Annotated in this window: 14 protein-coding genes; 10 read left to right on the plus strand and 4 right to left on the minus strand. The window is 40.9% G+C overall.

The annotated features are described in order from the left end of the window. Positions 1-135 precede the first annotated feature (135 nt). Both AC3WJJ_RS00920 and AC3WJJ_RS00925 read right to left on the minus strand, forming a co-directional pair. Positions 136-627, minus strand: a complete 492-nt coding sequence (locus tag AC3WJJ_RS00920) for a DUF2798 domain-containing protein (RefSeq protein ID WP_492537172.1) — start codon at positions 625-627, stop codon at positions 136-138. 498 nt (positions 628-1,125) lie between these two features. After that, positions 1,126-3,834 carry a M60 family metallopeptidase gene (locus AC3WJJ_RS00925; RefSeq protein ID WP_492537174.1) on the minus strand — a complete coding sequence of 903 codons (2,709 nt, stop codon included), beginning with the start codon at positions 3,832-3,834 and terminating at the stop codon, positions 1,126-1,128. A 674-nt stretch (positions 3,835-4,508) separates the two neighbouring features. On the opposite strand from AC3WJJ_RS00925, the gene AC3WJJ_RS00930 reads away from it, so the two are divergent. From AC3WJJ_RS00930 to AC3WJJ_RS00955, 6 genes are all read left to right on the plus strand, one after another. Beyond that, entirely contained in the window at positions 4,509-5,087 is a 579-nt protein-coding gene (locus AC3WJJ_RS00930) for a YdcF family protein (protein WP_492537176.1), read from the plus strand. Between the two features lie 43 nt (positions 5,088-5,130). Next, positions 5,131-5,682 (plus strand): sigma-70 family RNA polymerase sigma factor, encoded by a 552-nt coding sequence (locus tag AC3WJJ_RS00935; RefSeq protein ID WP_492537178.1) that lies wholly within the window; start codon positions 5,131-5,133, stop codon positions 5,680-5,682. Next, entirely contained in the window at positions 5,675-6,445 is a 771-nt protein-coding gene (locus tag AC3WJJ_RS00940) for a hypothetical protein (protein ID WP_492537180.1), read from the plus strand. Before AC3WJJ_RS00935 ends, AC3WJJ_RS00940 begins: the two co-directional genes overlap by 8 nt. A gap of 157 nt (positions 6,446-6,602) precedes the next feature. Continuing rightward, on the plus strand, positions 6,603-7,376 hold the full coding sequence (locus AC3WJJ_RS00945; protein WP_492537182.1) for a helix-turn-helix domain-containing protein: 774 nt from the start codon (positions 6,603-6,605) through the stop codon (positions 7,374-7,376). A gap of 69 nt (positions 7,377-7,445) precedes the next feature. After that, a complete protein-coding gene (locus AC3WJJ_RS00950) occupies positions 7,446-8,573 on the plus strand; it encodes an NAD(P)/FAD-dependent oxidoreductase (protein ID WP_492537184.1) in 1,128 nt (375 codons plus the stop codon). Between the two features lie 162 nt (positions 8,574-8,735). Beyond that, entirely contained in the window at positions 8,736-9,500 is a 765-nt protein-coding gene (locus AC3WJJ_RS00955; protein WP_492537185.1) for an SDR family oxidoreductase, read from the plus strand. A gap of 85 nt (positions 9,501-9,585) precedes the next feature. Here the strand turns inward: AC3WJJ_RS00955 and AC3WJJ_RS00960 are convergent, their stop codons facing one another. Together AC3WJJ_RS00960 and AC3WJJ_RS00965 are read right to left on the minus strand one after the other, a co-directional pair. Then, positions 9,586-10,215 (minus strand): type 1 glutamine amidotransferase family protein, encoded by a 630-nt coding sequence (locus AC3WJJ_RS00960; protein ID WP_492537187.1) that lies wholly within the window; start codon positions 10,213-10,215, stop codon positions 9,586-9,588. Between the two features lie 101 nt (positions 10,216-10,316). Then, entirely contained in the window at positions 10,317-10,751 is a 435-nt protein-coding gene (locus tag AC3WJJ_RS00965; protein ID WP_492537189.1) for a DUF6199 family natural product biosynthesis protein, read from the minus strand. A gap of 234 nt (positions 10,752-10,985) precedes the next feature. Here AC3WJJ_RS00965 and AC3WJJ_RS00970 point away from each other — a divergent pair, with 234 nt between their 5' ends. The 4 genes from AC3WJJ_RS00970 (at position 10,986) to treR (ending at position 17,318) form a co-directional block, all read left to right on the plus strand. Beyond that, on the plus strand, positions 10,986-12,542 hold the full coding sequence (locus AC3WJJ_RS00970; protein ID WP_492537191.1) for an ABC-F family ATP-binding cassette domain-containing protein: 1,557 nt from the start codon (positions 10,986-10,988) through the stop codon (positions 12,540-12,542). Positions 12,543-12,746: 204 nt separating this feature from the next. Then, positions 12,747-14,462, plus strand: a complete 1,716-nt coding sequence (treC, locus tag AC3WJJ_RS00975; protein ID WP_492537193.1) for an alpha,alpha-phosphotrehalase — start codon at positions 12,747-12,749, stop codon at positions 14,460-14,462. Positions 14,463-14,503: 41 nt separating this feature from the next. After that, positions 14,504-16,543 carry a PTS system trehalose-specific EIIBC component gene (gene treP / locus AC3WJJ_RS00980; protein ID WP_492537195.1) on the plus strand — a complete coding sequence of 680 codons (2,040 nt, stop codon included), beginning with the start codon at positions 14,504-14,506 and terminating at the stop codon, positions 16,541-16,543. A 61-nt stretch (positions 16,544-16,604) separates the two neighbouring features. Then, a complete protein-coding gene (gene treR, locus AC3WJJ_RS00985; protein WP_492537197.1) occupies positions 16,605-17,318 on the plus strand; it encodes a trehalose operon repressor in 714 nt (237 codons plus the stop codon). The last annotated feature ends 23 nt before the right edge of the window (positions 17,319-17,341 follow it).

A 17,341-nucleotide genomic window follows, 5' to 3' on the forward strand; every position in this document is an offset into this window, starting at 1 on the left:
CGAAACTTAAGAAAATAAAGAGATTATTCAAAAAATAACCGCATGATATGCGGTTATTTTTAATTCAAGGATATAAGTTCATATCATATAGGAAGATAAGAACTTGTATTCATGTCTGAATCTATTTGATAAGTTCTATTGAGGTATAGCTTCCTTCACCACATTACCTTTAACGAATTTACTAAATAAGAACCGCACAACAGGTCCTATGATGAGCAGTTGTAAGGGTAAAGCGAACACGAAGTTTTTTAAAAGTATTGATAGATAGCTATTAATCAAGGGTTCACTAACTAAGCTATTAGCCAAGTAAGCAGACACTAGTCCAAACAGAGACATACAGACTACCATACCGCAGACCATACATAAAGAGAGAGAGAGAATAAATACAACTTTATTAGATTTGTCGAACGGTAATGACAGGGCGATTTTCTTAGCGATTGGACCTACAATAAATGATTCCAGTAAAAGGGCAACGATAAAGCCTAGAATCAATTGTAATAGTATTCCTTTCCAAGATATCTTTCCAATCAAATCATTGGTAATGAGGTTGTAGGAGGTCATAAAGATCACCATACCTACACACATCATTAATCCAAAATAAAAATTCTCTTTTTTCGTTGTGGGCACGTTCATCATCCTTTCTTTGATACCTTTGCAATTATATAGATTGATGTATGGTCTTCATAAGTGAACATTATGTGAATGTTTTTTTGCGGTGCGACTTTACAAGAAACAGCGATCCGATCTGCTGTATTCTTGGATAGATTTATCTTGTGACAAACAACAACATGAAAAATACACTATATGAAAAATTCACAACAGAAATAAAATTCAAAATACGTACCTTAGGTCATACACACGAAATCAAATTTTTACGTTACCTCATTACAAATTAGGTCTAAAAGGAAAATAAAAGATGATCTCAAATTTCGATCGTAAATTCAAACAACGATAATCCAAAACATAATGTACTACACCGATTGAAGGTTTGTCCTTTCCAGCATGCCATACGAAAAATCCCCTCAAGTCTACAGTGATGAGTTCATTCTAAAATGATCTCTTTTTCCACTGTCTACCACGAGGGGATCATACCAGTCAATTATATTCGATTTGGAACTGAGATAATTACTTAACGTTAAGAGAGAACGTAGCTGTTTCGGTGACACCGTTCGTGTCCGTCGCGCTCAAATATATACGGTGCTCACCTTTGGTAAGACTAAGTTTGGATGGGATAAGTGTTATTGTGTTGCCTGTGATTAGTCCCTCAACTTTGGTCTGATCAATCTGGACATTGATTTCCTTCACTTCTCTGGCTAACTCAAAAGGAATTTTGACCGTATCCTGCGCTGCTGCGCTTGTAGTTTCTGGTCCTGTGATCAGACTGCTTTCTTTCAGTGTCCATAATTTTTGGTCCGGAGCAGGCAAATTCATGCCCATCACTTTGTTCTTCGCAGCATCGGTATATTTCAAGCCCCATTTATCAAAAAACTCTAGAAGATTATGACCGGAAATTTCTGCAGCTTTAACGACAAAGAGATCCATCTCACCTTGGTCATCTTTAGGAATATTTGCTTCAGGCAAATCTCTCACAGCGGTAAACAACTCCGTATAGAAGTCCCATCCATATGCAAGTTGCAGCTGGCGGAACATTACAAGTCTGGACCACACATCTATCTGGTCACTGTTAAAGTCTTTTTCGGCATCTGGTTTGTTTATGTAGGCAAACGCTTTATCATAAACAGTTGTCCCATCGTTTCGTTTCAGTAGGAGACGAGATGAGTTTTTGAAATGATCCTGTGCACGTAATGAGAACAGATTGACCGTCGCTTCGGTAATTTGACCCCAAGTCCATGGATGTTGTTGGTATTCATGACCCGTTTCATGCCACCAGCCCCAGCCAGATAGCCGTGTAATTCCTTCAACAGTCACTGCATCCTTGGCTGAAAATTCACTAAAGAACATGATCGGATAACCCGCGTGCATAAATCCCGCACTGATCTGATTGTCGCCAACGAAGCGAAACGGGAGATTGACACTTTTATGCGGTTCATTCGCATCTGGTTTAAGTCCCACCATCTCATCGAACTGAGCAAACATCTCATCCCACTTCTTCAGTACTTCATCTGGATTATCAAGATCGCAGATGAAGCTGGTCGGTACGGTCATAATGATACGATCTGATTGTAGCTCAGCCCATGGCGCGGGGTAATTCCGAATCGTATTTTTCCATTCGCTCACACTTGTCTCGCCTAGTACAAAGTAAGGAGCTTTATACCCACCATCGATCGTTACCGTTGTTGTCTTCGAAGGAGTGGCTTTAGTAGGAATCAGATAAACAAGGCCACCATAAGGACTTGTAATCTTGTTAATACCCGGCTTCAGTGTTTCCCGTTTAACAACTACAGGTGCACGTGACCACTGATCCATGCTTAAACTACTTAAGCTATCCGTATGAGCCCCAATCTGAACATCCAGATCGGTAACCCCTTCCGGAACATTCACTGTAATGGTCTTTCCAGGATCGGCATAAAGTCCGGTGCTGACCCAACCTTTAGGAGTGTACAGCTGACGAAGGGAACTGAAGGTCGAGAAGTCAAAATTGATTTCGACTTTCTGGTTAACGACGGGCTGGGCACTACTAGGTACTGAACCAGGGAAAGCATCTGCAAATGGCGATTTAGCGCCGCTTGAATCATTCAAAGTACGCTCTAGCAACAGAGGCAGGAGAGCACCACTATAAGGTTTGGAGGAATTGTCAAATGGAAGCGTGATGTCAGACAGCTTATTCGAATCCTTCAAAACCTGTTTATAGAGTGGAGAACTATGAGTCATCGGCCCAAGAGAAGCGACTAGAGAAGAGGTTAGAATAGACTTCTTCTCTGTCTCGGATGAGCCAGAAAAGCCGATAGCTGCTTTATCGATTGAAGTCTTTCCGGCTTCAATATCTTTGGCGATGGACAACAGATGTCCCAGTTCGTAATTAGCAGATTCTGCAGGTGTTAGGAGAGGCGCCGTTCCGTTCCACTGCGTAGCCATATTATTCATTAGCGAAAGTCCCACATTGTTTAGAAGCTGCTGCAGCGGATAGTCGCTGCCTAGGGATGCGGAGTCCTTACCAATCGCACGATCCGGATACTGCTCCAATACCCAACCCTTGAGTGCAACTGCAAGCCGGCCACCCTTTTTTATATAGTCCAAAAGAATTGAAGCTTCATCCTTCGAAATATAAGCATAATCGATGTGGGCAACCGGATACTTAGCGGGATCAAGGATAGATTTCCCGTCCTTATCTTTGTCAGACCAAGATGCAATCTTCGTCACATCAATCGGGAGAGCTGGTTGTGCTGAGAAATCAGCGCTTTTGGTTAGAATGGGAATGCGACCTTTTCCGGTAAGCGCTTTCTCATAACTAAGGCTGAGGTCATCTGTTAACCACATCAGGGTATTCCTTGCAACGCGAGCAGCACTCTGCGGCTTATCTGCCTCTTTGAAATTAAAAAAACCTTCCGCGCCAATTGCCACTACACGTCCCTTTCCATAACGGCTTGCTGCCATGAGGGAAGTGGATTTCTTGTCAGCCATAACAGCAAATGCTTTGTTTCCAATTGGAGCGACGCCGCCATTATATGAATCTGCAGTAAGTGGCAAACCATCTAGATCTTTACCAAATACAGATAGATCATGTGCAAGATCAGCCTTTGCAGCCGATACTGCTTCAGCAGTCGGAACAGACGTGCTGGAGGATGCAGCAGAAGCCGTATGATCGGCTTGAAACGCAGGTGCAACAAGGGTAAGAGAGCAGATGGCCGCAGCCAGAGACAATGTTTTCTTCATAAATTGAACCTCTCCTTTTAGGGATAAATGGAATGGCCCGATAGAGTATGCTGTAAGGAGTTCTTATGTATGAAATCGGGGGAAAGAAATGCAGTGTGTACGCCGACATCGTTGTTCAGCTCTGCAGGCGGGGCAACAGACGAGACGGATTAACATTGTTGTTAGATGCATGAAGACTCCACTAAGAATGAATTCATCTTGGAGTAGGATTAGACGTTAGAAATTAGGGGAGGTTATTTCCCTCCTTTCCGAGGGAGATTCACTGGAATGAAACTTTCACCGTGTGACTGGGTGAAGTGACACTCATGTATGGCATATTTTACTAAACCGTGAAAGCGATAACAATAAAATTGGCTCAAAAAAACCAAAATCATACCAAAGACAGGGGCCATGTTAAGAAATGAAAATAGGGATGAGATGTTAATTTTATTGGGGATTGAATTAAAGATCATTTCTAAATTCCCTTATAGATCAAAGCTTAGTGGGATGGATATTTAAGAAATTAATAATTGAAGAGAACATAAGTAAGATATTTGGAATGAATTTGGTACATTAATTCGACAAAGATGAATGAAGTATTTGGTGCCTATACAGGCTAGGTAGAATGTCCTTATTGTGAAGGTGAATTCAAATGTTTGTTGAATTGATGACTTTATACGATTGGAGGTTTTGCTATGTCATATCCATTTGATTGTATTAGTGATTTTATGTTTTTTGAAACAGAGCTTGGTCAAGCAGATGCCATATTAATTCCAGGTGCGAGCCAGCCGCAATTAATGGAGAGAGCTGCTGAGTTATATCATCAAGGGCTAGCTTCCTTTATACTTCCGTCAGGTGGTTCCACGCCATATGTAGAAACAACAGAATGGGAGTACCTTAAAAAATTAGGGGTATCGTTAGAAGTTCCTCCAGAAGCTATTTTAAAAGAAGATAACGCAAAGAACACCTTTGAAAACGCCAGATACTCTTTAGAAGTATTACAACAACAAAGTATTGACCCAAAGAAAATTGTCTTGGTTTGTAAGAATTATCATGCTAGAAGAGCGCTCTTAACTTACCAATTTCTATTTCCTGTAGAAACTGTCTTTTATGTCAGTCCAGTAATTGATAAATCAGGAACTACAAAAGATAACTGGTTTCTAGATGAGAAGAAAATAAGTTTAGTCATGAACGAGCTAGAAAAAGTAGGGAAGTATTTTAGACTTCAAATACCGAAATGGGTTAATCATTCAAAATCGAACGGTTTACGTTAAAAAGACCAATATAAAGTAATGGATGATTAAAGGAGTGAGTTTCGTGACTGATGATCAAATGTCGGAACTAGTGGGGCTTGTACTAGCAGGCAAAAAAGAGGCATTTGAAATAATTTATAATGAAACGATAATTAGTACATATCGAACATTATACTTCCTTACTAGTTCTGAAAGAGATGCGGAGGATATCGCTCAAAATGTGTATTTAGAAGTGTACAGGACCTTAAGTAATTTCCAAATGAATCGTTCATTACGAAGTTGGATTTATGGAATTATGATGAGGCAGTTTCAGTCTCATAAGCGTAAACGCTGGAGAGAACATAGAAAAGTACAAAAAGACTATGCACTGCAAGTCCATATACCGATCACAATTGAAGAAAGCGTGTTAGATAAAGATCATAACGACGAGATAATCAGTAGGTTGAATGCTCTGTCTGATAAATTGAAGCATGTACTAGTTCTTCGATATGTTAATGATCTTTCACAACAAGAGATAGCTGATATTCTAGAAATCCCTTTAGGAACGGTTAAATCTAGATTAAATCAAGCACTAAAGCGTATGAGACAAATGATTGGGAGGGAAGAACATGCTTGAGCAAGATAACAATAAAGATGCTTGGATCATGAAGATGAAATCAAAGGCTAATTCTATTCATCCTCCGGATGATTTAAAAAGAAGAGTATTCGAACAAATAAATATGAAAAATGAGATAGGTGAAGTTATAGCAACTCTAAGAATTGACTCGTTTCAAGAAGAAAACCTTCTGGATACAATCCTCCGAGATTTGAAGCCTGGCATGGGTAAGGCAATCTATGTGGCAGATCAAGGTGAGAGAAGTGTGAGCCAGCAAACCAATTATGAAGCCATAACATGGTCTCAAAACCTTAACGATCTGATAAAGCTAGCGACTCCTTGGCAATTATATTTCCCAGTGGACAGCGAACTACTAAATATTCATGTTTATTATGGATTCGATAATTTAACAGATCAAGAAATCGATCAGATGATTATAGAGAGCCAGAAAACAGGTAAGAACATCATCGTTAAAGATTTACGCCCTAACAATGTATTAGTCGGAATGAAACTACACTACAAACTAGAAGAGAAATCTTTTGAGTTCCGTATATTTGGAACTACTAAAAGCCGAATTCATGTGCCAAACATCGAGCAACATACAATTGAGCATTTAAAGATACGTGGATATGATGCTGTTTATATAGCAGATGGTGAAAAACAACAGCTGATATGGGCAGAAGAGACAATTCCCGGCAACCCCCTTCAATATGAATTACTGGCTGAACGAAGTAATCGCACATGGTTAGTAAACATTGCTGAATCATTATCTACGTCACTGTAAAGATTTTTGATAATTATCATTGTGTGTATGGAAGTGATACATTGTCATTCAACCATTGATGGAAAAATTCAACCAGTCGTTTAGTTGTAAAGTACACCTCAATACCGATGAAATTTAGATACGATTATAATCATTGTATAAATCCATGGGGGTGTAAATGGCTATGCTAGAGGGTATTAATAATTTTGGGGAAAGAATCAGTCAGCTTCGACGAAGCAAAAGGATGACACAAGAACAGTTAGGTCTAGTTCTAAATGTATCTGCCCAAGCCGTTTCAAAATGGGAAAAAGGAGACTCTCTGCCTGATATTTCTCTTTTAACGGAGTTAGCAAACGTTTTTGATTGTACTATAGACTACTTGCTTGGCAGAACAAGCGATTTACAGAGTCTACTACCTCAGATTAGAGTCGAACTACGACAGATGACCCCTGAACAGAAAGTTAGTTTTGTTGGTGAGGTGATCGAAGCATTGTCTCATAATGAAACGACAATTCCATCAAATCCTGCACTAACTCAAATTCAGTTAGGTCCAAATGGATTAGGTTTGTGGGCAAAAGATAGATTAGTTTGTATTGCTACTTCACTTTTCTTAAACGAAGCTACTGAAGCGTTACATGAAAAAGTAGAATTCCCAATGAATGTTTTACCTTCTAATGTTTTAACTGTTATATATGAGTTACTGCTTGATAATAAAAATTTTGAGCCGGACTTTACGCCAATAGAGGATTCGATTCTTCGCTCGCGGTTACCCAAGGACATAAATTTTGATGAAGTCATAATAGAATGCATTGAACTTGGTTTTGTAGATAGAGTTCGAGGTGGATATAGACTTAATATTAAAGGTGATATTGCAACACGTTTATTTTCAATCGTGCATAGGGTTGTAAGTAGACCGGATTCATTTTCTTTAGATTTTTCGTTAAGCCAATAACTACGAATATTACACTCTTCCCCTGTATTCGCTATAATAGAACCAGTGATTTAGGAAAGGGATGTAAGGATGAAGAAAGTCATCGTAGTGGGAGCAGGAATCCTTGGGGCATCAACAGCCTATCAATTAGCAAAATTGGGTGCGGATGTTCTTATTATAGACCGCAAGGATAAAGGGCAGGCGACGGATGCCGCTGCTGGGATCATCTGCCCCTGGTTATCACAGAGGCGTAATCAGGCATGGTATCGTTTGGCAAAGGCGGGTGCTCGCTTTTATCCTGAATTAATTCGTGAACTTGAACGTGAAGGGGAAACCGATACTGGATACGCTCAAGTCGGAGCGCTCAGTATTCATCATGAGGTAGAGAAGCTTAACAAGATGGAAGAAAGGGCACAACTACGAAGAGAGGATGCGCCTGAAATCGGGGATATTACTCCACTTGATGAGCAGGATACGAATGATCGGTTCCCTTTGTTAAGGGAAGAATATCGTTCGATCCAAATTAGTGGTGCTGCTCGTATTGATGGTCGTGCACTTCGTGATGCTTTGATTCGATCCGCGCAGCGAAATGGTGCTGTCCTTATTAATGGAGACGCAAAGCTTCAATTTGAGTCGAGCCGTGTAACTGGAGTAACCGTGGGTTCTGATTCCTATGACGCAGATCAAATCATTATATGTGCGGGAGCGTGGGCCAATCAACTATTAGAGCCATTGGGTATTGACTTTAAAGTGAGTTACCAAAAAGCTCAAATCATGCATTTACAGGTTCATGATCATCAAGACACAGGTAGTTGGCCCGTCATAATACCGCCTTCGGATCAATACCTGCTTTCTTTTGACGACCAGAAGATTGTTATTGGGGCAACTCATGAGAATGATATTGAAGGTAATGATACACGGGTGACGGCAGGCGGAATGCAAGAAATTTTGGACAAAGGGTTAGCGTTGGCACCTGGTTTAATGAATAGTACTTTTCAGGAAGTAAGAGTCGGGTTCCGTCCATTCACTCCAGGTTTCCTGCCTATTATAGGCACTGTTCCGGGCTGGGATGGTCTTATTACGGCAAACGGACTTGGGGCTTCCGGGCTAACTATGGGCCCCTTTATTGGAAGTCAGCTTGCAAAGATGGCACTAGGTATGGAACTTGATATTGATGTAGCAGATTATGATGTTCGTACAGCAATGAACGAAGACTGATACTTATTTGTCAAAAGAAAATGTATTAGCGAAGAGAACCGTGTACTCACGGTTCTTTTTTTGCTTAAAGCTTTTTGAGTTTTAGCTCGAATGAGAGCGCAACATAGTGAATAATTCCTTGTGTTATAACTAACATGAAATGATGAACAAGGAGATGAGTTCATGAACAACCTGAAAGGTAAAATTGCATTGGTAACCGGAGCAAGCCGGGGGATTGGTAAGGCTATTGCCTTACGTCTAGCGAAGGAAGGGGCCTTAGTCGCTATTCATTATGGAAGAAGGCAGGAGGAGGCAGAAAATGTAGCTAAAGAGATTATTCAACAGGGAGGATCAGCTTTCACGATCGGTGCGAACTTCCGAGATCTTGACGGGATTGATCAGTTATTTGTATCTATGGATGCAGCACTTCAACAACAAATAGGAGATCATCGATTTGATATTTTAGTCAATAACGCCGGGGTAGGACAGATTCTATCTTTTGAAGAGGCTTCCGAGGAATCCTTTGACGAGGTCATGAATTTAAATGTGAAAGCTCCTTTCTTTGTGATTCAACAAGCTCTTCCACGACTTAAAGAAAGTGGTCGAATCATTAATATCTCCTCATTTGTGACTCGAGCTGCCTCGCCAAGCGTTTTTACATACAGTATCTCGAAAGGTGCAATAAACACCTTAACCCTCTTATTGGCTAAGCAACTTGGAGGTCGTAATATCACCGTAAATGCAATTCTCCCGGGAATTATTAATACGGAAATGAATGAAGGTACATTGAATAACCCTGATGGTCAGAAATATGCTGCTGGCTTATCCACCTTTAATAGATGGGGAGAGCCTGAGGATGTGGCAGATATCGCAGCTTTTCTCGCCTCTACGGATAGTCGCTGGGTAACGGGACAATTAATTGATGCAAGCGGGGGATCACATTTGTAAGGAATGGATTTTGGATTTTCAACACAAAGAAGAACGTCCACCTACTGAACGTACTTCTTTAGTCTTGTATTTTGCTATTACCTTATTAATTTATCGAATTCATTAACTGAAAGAAGTATTCTGGTTGCTGTGTTTTATTGAGGTTATACCATGCGTCTAGAGTAGCGGGTGCCATCACATCTAATTGTTTCAGCACTTCTTTGGCAAATTCCAACGGAGCTACTCCAGATGCAGTAACCATATTCTCACCTGTCACAGCAGGTTCCATCTCATAATAGAGCTCACCTTTATAGTTAGGGCAGACCATTTTTAAATATTCTAAGTCATTACTAGTGTGCTTTCTAGAATCGAGGTATCCCCATTTTGCTAGTCCTTCCGTCGCTCCACATATTGCTGCGATTAAAGTACCTTGTTCTAACGCTACACCAACTTTGTCTAGAATATGTTGATGATATTCTTCTCCCCAGTTGATGCCTCCTGGTAATATCAGTAGATCTCTATTCTCGAGAGTACACGTATCTACTGAAATGTCAGGTTGTATGCGTAATCCGCCCATCGTCGTAATCATTTCTCTAGTAGCGCCAACGGTAACGATTTTAAAAGGCGCTATGTCTTTTTTGAAATATCTTCCCGAATTTAGTTCAGCGATTAAATATCCATATTCCCAATCTGACATTGTATTAAAAACATAAAGATAAGCTTTTTTGGGTTGCATTCTACAACGCTCCATTCCTAATTGATAAGATTTATTATAATAAAGCTTCCCTGACATCTACCGTCAGGGAAGCTTTAAGAATGATAAAATAATATAAGATTTTATATAAAGAGATACTGTGAACTAAGGATCATAATGAATATACCTAGTACGATTGCTATTTTTCCGCCAAACTTTAGACACCATAGTTCTAAGTCACTTATAGGCTGATCTTTATATATATTACTATTCCACAAAACCTTAGGGCGTATAATTAAGAATATACCGAGAATCATTATACTAAGGCCTAGCAGTGATACAATAATAAACGAAGACATATAATAGGACTCTAAAAAGGTGATTAATCCTCGAAGTGAGAGTGTCACACCAAGAAAGATACTGAAGAGGCCCCCTATTTGTTCTTTAAATAATTCGCTGCGATTCCGTTCCACGTCCTCAGGAATTCGAGACAACCATCTGACCCAGTCAGAATCCGGCTCTCTGCATAGATGTACCCCGAATGTTATAATCGCGATTCCAATGAACAAAAAAAACATGTGTCCAACTCCCCTAACTCAGTATTACGGTGTCAAGATCTCAGTATAAGATCTCTTTATATAAACACAATGAAAAAGAAATAGTTTGTTCAGATGATTGTATGGGTACTTAAAATTCGACAATTGAAGTGATTTCTACTTCATGCTGATGCATTATTACTTGTTACTTCTATTGAAATTTCTACCCCTTCATGCTTATAATAGATCGATAAAATTAGAAAAAGGTGTCTATATATGAGCATATTAAATGTTGAAGGATTAAGTCATGGTTTTGGTGATCGAGCGATCTTTAAGGATGTTTCATTCCGACTTCTAAAAGGGGAGCATATCGGATTAATCGGGGCGAATGGAGAAGGTAAATCTACCTTTATGAACATCGTTACGAATAAGCTTCAACCTGATGAAGGTAAGGTAGAATGGTCTAAGCGTGTTCGTGTAGGTTATCTGGATCAGCATGCTGTGTTGACGAAAGGGATGACCATTCAAGACGTACTTCGGGGTGCGTTCCAATATTTGTTCGATCTTGAGACGGAAATGAACGAAATGTATAACCGGATGGGTGAAGTGTCCCCGGAAGAGCTGGAGAAGTTGCTGGAGGAAGTCGGTACAATTCAAGATACGCTGACGAACCAGGACTTTTACATGATTGATGCGAAGATTCAGGAGACAGCACGCGGACTTGGTATTACAGACATTGGTCTTGATCGTGATGTGAATGACTTAAGTGGCGGACAACGTACGAAGATTCTACTTGCCAAGCTTCTGTTAGAGAAGCCAGACATTCTACTACTCGATGAGCCTACCAACTATCTGGATGAACAGCACATCGAATGGCTTAAGCGTTACCTGCAAGAATATGAGAATGCATTTATTCTGATCTCTCACGATATACCGTTCCTGAACAGCGTTATCAATCTGATCTATCATATGGAGAATCAGAAGTTGACTCGTTATGTCGGTGACTATGATCAGTTCCAGCAGGTTTATGAAATGAGAAAGCAACAACTCGAATCCGCTTATAACCGCCAGCAGCAGGAAATCGCAGAGCTGAAAGATTTTGTTGCACGAAACAAAGCTAGTGTAGCCACTCGGAATATGGCAATGTCTAGACAGAAGAAGCTCGATAAAATGGATGTTATTGAGCTTTCTAAGGAAAAGCCGAAACCACAGTTTAACTTCAAGGAAGGTAAAACCGCGGGTAAGGACATTTTTGAAACTAAAGATTTGGTGATTGGTTACGATAGTCCTCTTTCCAGACCGCTTGATCTGCGAATGGAGCGTGGACAGAAGATTGCGCTTGTTGGTGCGAACGGGATCGGGAAGACAACACTCCTGCGCAGTATTCTAGGTGAGATTCCAGCAATATCTGGTTCCGTGGAGCGTGGATACAACCTGGAGATTGGATATTTCGAGCAAGAAATGAAGGAAGGCAACTACAATACATGTATTGAAGAAATATGGGAAACCTTCCCTTCGTTAAGCCAGTTTGAAGTACGTGCTGCTCTTGCTAAATGCGGACTAACAACGAAGCATATTGAGAGTAAAATCGCCGTGTTAAGTGGTGGAGAAAAAGCAAAAGTTCGTTTATGTAAACTGATTAATAGTGAAACAAATCTGCTTGTACTTGACGAGCCTACGAACCACCTTGATGTCGATGCCAAAGATGAACTCAAACGTGCACTAAAAGCTTACAAAGGCAGTATTCTCATGATTTCTCACGAACCTGAGTTTTATAACGATATCGCAACAGACATTTGGAATTGTGAATCCTGGACAACCAAAGTATTTTAAAGTGAAGTTTGAATTTAATAAATATACAAGAGAGCCGCAGCGATGCGGCTTTTTTTATTTTTATATAAAAATAATGCGAAATTGTAGTCTAATATGTGCCGAAATGGGTATTTATTGTTAAGTGGTTGACTTCCTGTATATACAGGTATACCATGTTGCCATAGACAACTTGTATATACAAGATGAAGAGGAGGGCTAATAATCATGCAAATGCAGAGAAACCAGTCCCGAGATTGGTGGAGAACTTCAACGGTTTATCAGGTGTACCCTAAGAGCTTTAATGATACAACGGGTAGCGGTACGGGGGATATCCGTGGTCTAACTGAGAAGCTTGATTATATAAAAGGGCTTGGAATTGATATCGTATGGCTTCAACCGGTATACGTATCTCCGCAAAATGATAACGGTTACGATGTTGCGGATTATTACAATATTGATCCAGCTTATGGAACGATGGAGGATTTTGACGAGCTTGTTCATGAACTGAAAAAGAGAAACATGCATCTCATGATCGATATTGTAGTCAATCACTCATCGACTGAGCATCACTGGTTCAAAGAAGCGAGGTCTTCGCGTGATAATCCATATCGTGATTATTACATCTGGAAAGATCCAGCAGAAGATGGGGGGCCGCCAAACAATTGGCAATCTAAATTCGGTGGACCAGCTTGGCAGTTCGATGAAGGAACAGGACAGTATTTTTTGACGCTTTTTGATAAGACACAAGCAGATCTCAATTGGGAGAATGAGAAGGTTAGGCAAGAAGTTGTGGATTTGCTGACATTTTGGGCGAAGAAGGGTGTAGACGGTTTCAGAATGGATGTCATTAACTTGATCTCCAAAGACCAGTGTTTCCCAAATGATGATGGCAGCATACCACCAGGGGATGGGCGTAAATTCTACACCGACGGGCCACGAGTACACGAATATGTTAAAGAACTGAATGAAAAAGTGTTCAGACCATACAACATCATTACGGTAGGGGAGATGTCATCCACGACACTCGTACATTGCATCCGCTATTCGAATCCGGAGGAACACGAGTTCTCTATGACATTTAACTTTCATCACCTAAAGGTGGACTATCCCAATGGACAAAAGTGGGAGCTTAAGCCTTACGATTTCGAAGAGTTGAAAACAGTACTTTCTGATTGGCAAATTGGAATGCAAGAGGGTGGCGGTTGGAACGCATTGTTCTGGAACAATCATGATCAACCAAGGGCTCTTACCCGCTTTACGGATGATGATGAATACAGAGTTGAAAGTGCGAAGCTGCTTGCTACAACACTACACGGTTTACAAGGTACACCTTATGTCTATCAAGGAGAAGAGCTCGGTATGCCAGATCCCAAGTGGAAGGATATATCCGAGTTCCGAGATATCGAGTCACGGAATATGTACGATATTCTGCTGAAGAGAGGTAAGACACCTGAGGAGGCAGCTCACATTGTCAGTGTCCGATCAAGGGATAACTCAAGACTTCCTATGTTATGGGATGATAGTGATCAAGCCGGATTTACATCAGGAACTCCATGGATAAAGATCGATGAACGATATCCTCATATTAATGCCAAAGCGCAGGTAGAGGACAACGATTCAATCTATCATCATTATCGAAAGCTAATTGAGTTGCGAAAAGAACTACCGGTCCTTATCGACGGCAAGTATATACGCCTGGATGAAAGTCACCCGCAAATCTATGCCTATGCAAGAATAAATGAGGAAGAATCTATCGTTGTGATATCTAATTTTAGTAAGGAAGAGGCAACTTTTGAACTTCCAGAGATGTTCTCCGCAGGAGTTTCAAGGGCTAGTCGTGTGAAGCTTCTAATAGGCAATACTGATGAAGAACCAGTGCTTTCAAAGCGAATGAATATCCAGCCGTACGGATCTTATATGTGGTTGATCAAGAATTCGTAATATTATACTTATTTATTCTATAGAGTCAGGAGAGAATGGCTATGGCGAATATCAATCGCAAAAATGTCGAACGGATCATTGAAGCTGTTGGCGGCAAGAATAATATTGAGGCTGCTACACATTGCGTAACCAGGTTAAGATTTTCACTTGTTGATGAAAGTAAGGTGGATGCTCAGGCTTTGGACGCCAATGATCTTGTAAAAGGACAGTTCTCATCACAAGGACAGTTTCAGGTCGTCATTGGACCAGGACTTGTCGATCAGGTCTATGATGAGATGATTGACATAACAGGAGGCTCTAGAGCAAGTAAAGATGATGTGAAAGCACTCGCTAGTAAAAAACAAAATCCGCTGCAACGAGCCATTAAAACACTTGCTGATATCTTTATTCCGATTCTCCCGGCGATCGTTATGGCAGGTCTTCTGCTCGGAATAAATAATATCCTAACAGGTCCAGGGATCTTTTATGACGGCAAGTCACTTATTGACGTCCATCCTCAGTGGGCAGACGTAGCCTCGATCATTAATTTGATTGCTAGTACGGCCTTTACCTTCTTACCGGTCTTAATCGGCTGGTCTGCTGTGCGTCAATTTGGAGGAAATCCACTGCTTGGGATTGTGCTAGGTCTGATTCTAGTGAATCCGGACCTCATGAGCGCGTATCAATATGCGGATGCTAAACTAGAAGGCACCGTACCGGTATGGAATTTGTTCGGGTTTGAGATAGAGAAGATCGGATATCAAGGTCAAGTGTTACCTGTACTCGTGTCCGCTTTCATTTTGGCGAAGATCGAGATGTTCCTAAATAAACGAGTGCACGATTCGATTAAATTGCTAGTTGTAGCTCCCGTGGCTCTATTGGTGACTGGGTTCCTTGCATTTATTGTTGTAGGACCTATTACATTTGCAATTGGTAACGTTCTTACCTCTGGACTTGTTAGTATATTTGACTCTTTTGCTGCTCTCGGCGGTTTGATATACGGTGGATTGTACGCATTACTCGTGATTACAGGAATGCACCATACCTTCCTTGCTGTAGATATTCAGTTGATCGGTAGTGAAGGTGGGACATTCCTATGGCCAATGCTCGCCTTGTCTAATATTGCTCAAGGTGCAGCAGCACTAGCGATGATGTTCATCCTAAGAGAACAGAAAGCGAAAGGGCTTGCTGTAACTTCGTCCATCTCTGCATTTCTGGGTGTTACTGAGCCCGCTATTTTTGGTGTGAACGTACGTCATAAATATCCGTTCATCTTTGGTATGATCGGCTCGGGTATTGCGGGTGTAATTCTGGCACTGAAAAATGTACTTGCATCCTCTATTGGAGTGGGTGGTATACCAGGATTCTTGTCCATCTTCCCGAACCAATGGGGCGTGTTCTTCCTTGGAATGGCTGTAGTTCTGGTGGTTCCATTCACAGGGACTCTGCTTTATGGAAAATATATGATATCCAGACAATCAAATGGAGTGACGCAAGAAAGTAAGCTACAATCCGTAACGAATGAATATGCAGCCACGACCGAAGTCGATACTGAGAGCCCTGCTGATCATGTTAACACCATGAAGTCTACAGAAACAGATACAGTAACAGGCAATTCTCAGAAGTTTACAGTAGATATTACAGCTCCAATGAATGGTGAAGTAGTACCTCTATCTGAAGTACCTGACCCTGCTTTTGCAGAGAAACAAATGGGGCAAGGCGTTGCCATTATTCCATCCGACGGGAAGGTATACGCACCATTCGACGGGACTGTGGCGCACCTGATTAAGAAGAGTAAACATGCAGTTATACTAACCGATTCAAACGGGCTCCAAGTTTTGATTCATGTCGGAATTAACACCGTGTCTTTAAAAGGTGAAGGGTTTACAGCCCATGTGGAGACAGGTGCGAGCATTAAAAAAGGACAGCTTCTCTTGGAATTCGATATCGATCGTATTAAACAAGCAGGACTCCCTATCATTACGCCGATTCTTGTTCCTGACGGTCAGGATGGTATTCAAGAAGTCATTGAAAATATAGGTGAAGCCACGCACGGTGTGACAACCGTTCTTCAAGTGACACTTGATCTTGATTCACAATAGCATCGATAAGAATGAATGAAATTACATCAAATCATGGTACAATATCGATGGTGATTATGAGATGACAAACAATATATTCTTAACACTTTACAAGGATTATGCGGAACAGATCGATGCAGGACTTTTAAAACCTGGAAGTAAGCTTCCTTCTGAGAATGAACTAACCGTTACTTACAACACGTCCAGAGAAACGGTGCGTAAGGGTCTTAATCTGCTTGCCCAGAATGGTTATATTAACAAAGTGAAAGGGAAAGGCTCCTTTGTTCTGGACACGGGGAGGATGAATTTCCCGATCACGGGACTCGTTAGTTACAAAGAGGTTTCTGAACGATTAGGTAAAAAGAGTCGAACCCTTGTTTATGTAACGGAACGTGTTCTGGCAGGTGATCTGATCGCAAATGAACTTCATATTCGTTCAGATCAATACGTATGGAAGGTCATTCGTGCAAGAGAAATTGACGGTGAACGTATCATTCTAGATATCGATTACTTCGTAGCCGATATCGTTGCCAACATGACAAAGGATATCGCTGAAGATTCGATTTATGAGTATCTCGAACAGGAGCTGCATTTCAAGATAAGTTATGCAGAGAAGATCATATCGGTAGAACGAGCTACAGATATGGATCGTGAATACATGGATATAAACAATGATACACATGTCGTAGTCGTCAGGGGATATGTTCATTTGGAGGATACAACGCTCTTTCAATTCACAGAGTCAAGGCATCGATTAGACAAGTTTCAATTTGTCGATTTTGCAAGACGGATTTAGTGACAGTTGTCGTATTCTAGCTA

The organism is Paenibacillus sp. FW507-14B1B (assembly GCF_058781425.1).

Coding starts and splice junctions, on each gene's coding strand:
- AC3WJJ_RS00925 (WP_492537174.1), bottom strand. CDS start 3,834: ATGAAGAAAACATTGTCTCTGGCTGCGGCCATCTGCTCTCTTACCCTT.
- AC3WJJ_RS00930 (WP_492537176.1), top strand. CDS start 4,509: ATGTCATATCCATTTGATTGTATTAGTGATTTTATGTTTTTTGAAACA.
- AC3WJJ_RS00940 (WP_492537180.1), top strand. CDS start 5,675: ATGCTTGAGCAAGATAACAATAAAGATGCTTGGATCATGAAGATGAAA.
- AC3WJJ_RS00945 (WP_492537182.1), top strand. CDS start 6,603: ATGGCTATGCTAGAGGGTATTAATAATTTTGGGGAAAGAATCAGTCAG.
- AC3WJJ_RS00950 (WP_492537184.1), top strand. CDS start 7,446: ATGAAGAAAGTCATCGTAGTGGGAGCAGGAATCCTTGGGGCATCAACA.
- AC3WJJ_RS00955 (WP_492537185.1), top strand. CDS start 8,736: ATGAACAACCTGAAAGGTAAAATTGCATTGGTAACCGGAGCAAGCCGG.
- AC3WJJ_RS00960 (WP_492537187.1), bottom strand. CDS start 10,215: ATGCAACCCAAAAAAGCTTATCTTTATGTTTTTAATACAATGTCAGAT.
- AC3WJJ_RS00965 (WP_492537189.1), bottom strand. CDS start 10,751: ATGTTTTTTTTGTTCATTGGAATCGCGATTATAACATTCGGGGTACAT.
- AC3WJJ_RS00970 (WP_492537191.1), top strand. CDS start 10,986: ATGAGCATATTAAATGTTGAAGGATTAAGTCATGGTTTTGGTGATCGA.
- treC (WP_492537193.1), top strand. CDS start 12,747: ATGCAAATGCAGAGAAACCAGTCCCGAGATTGGTGGAGAACTTCAACG.
- treP (WP_492537195.1), top strand. CDS start 14,504: ATGGCGAATATCAATCGCAAAAATGTCGAACGGATCATTGAAGCTGTT.
- treR (WP_492537197.1), top strand. CDS start 16,605: ATGACAAACAATATATTCTTAACACTTTACAAGGATTATGCGGAACAG.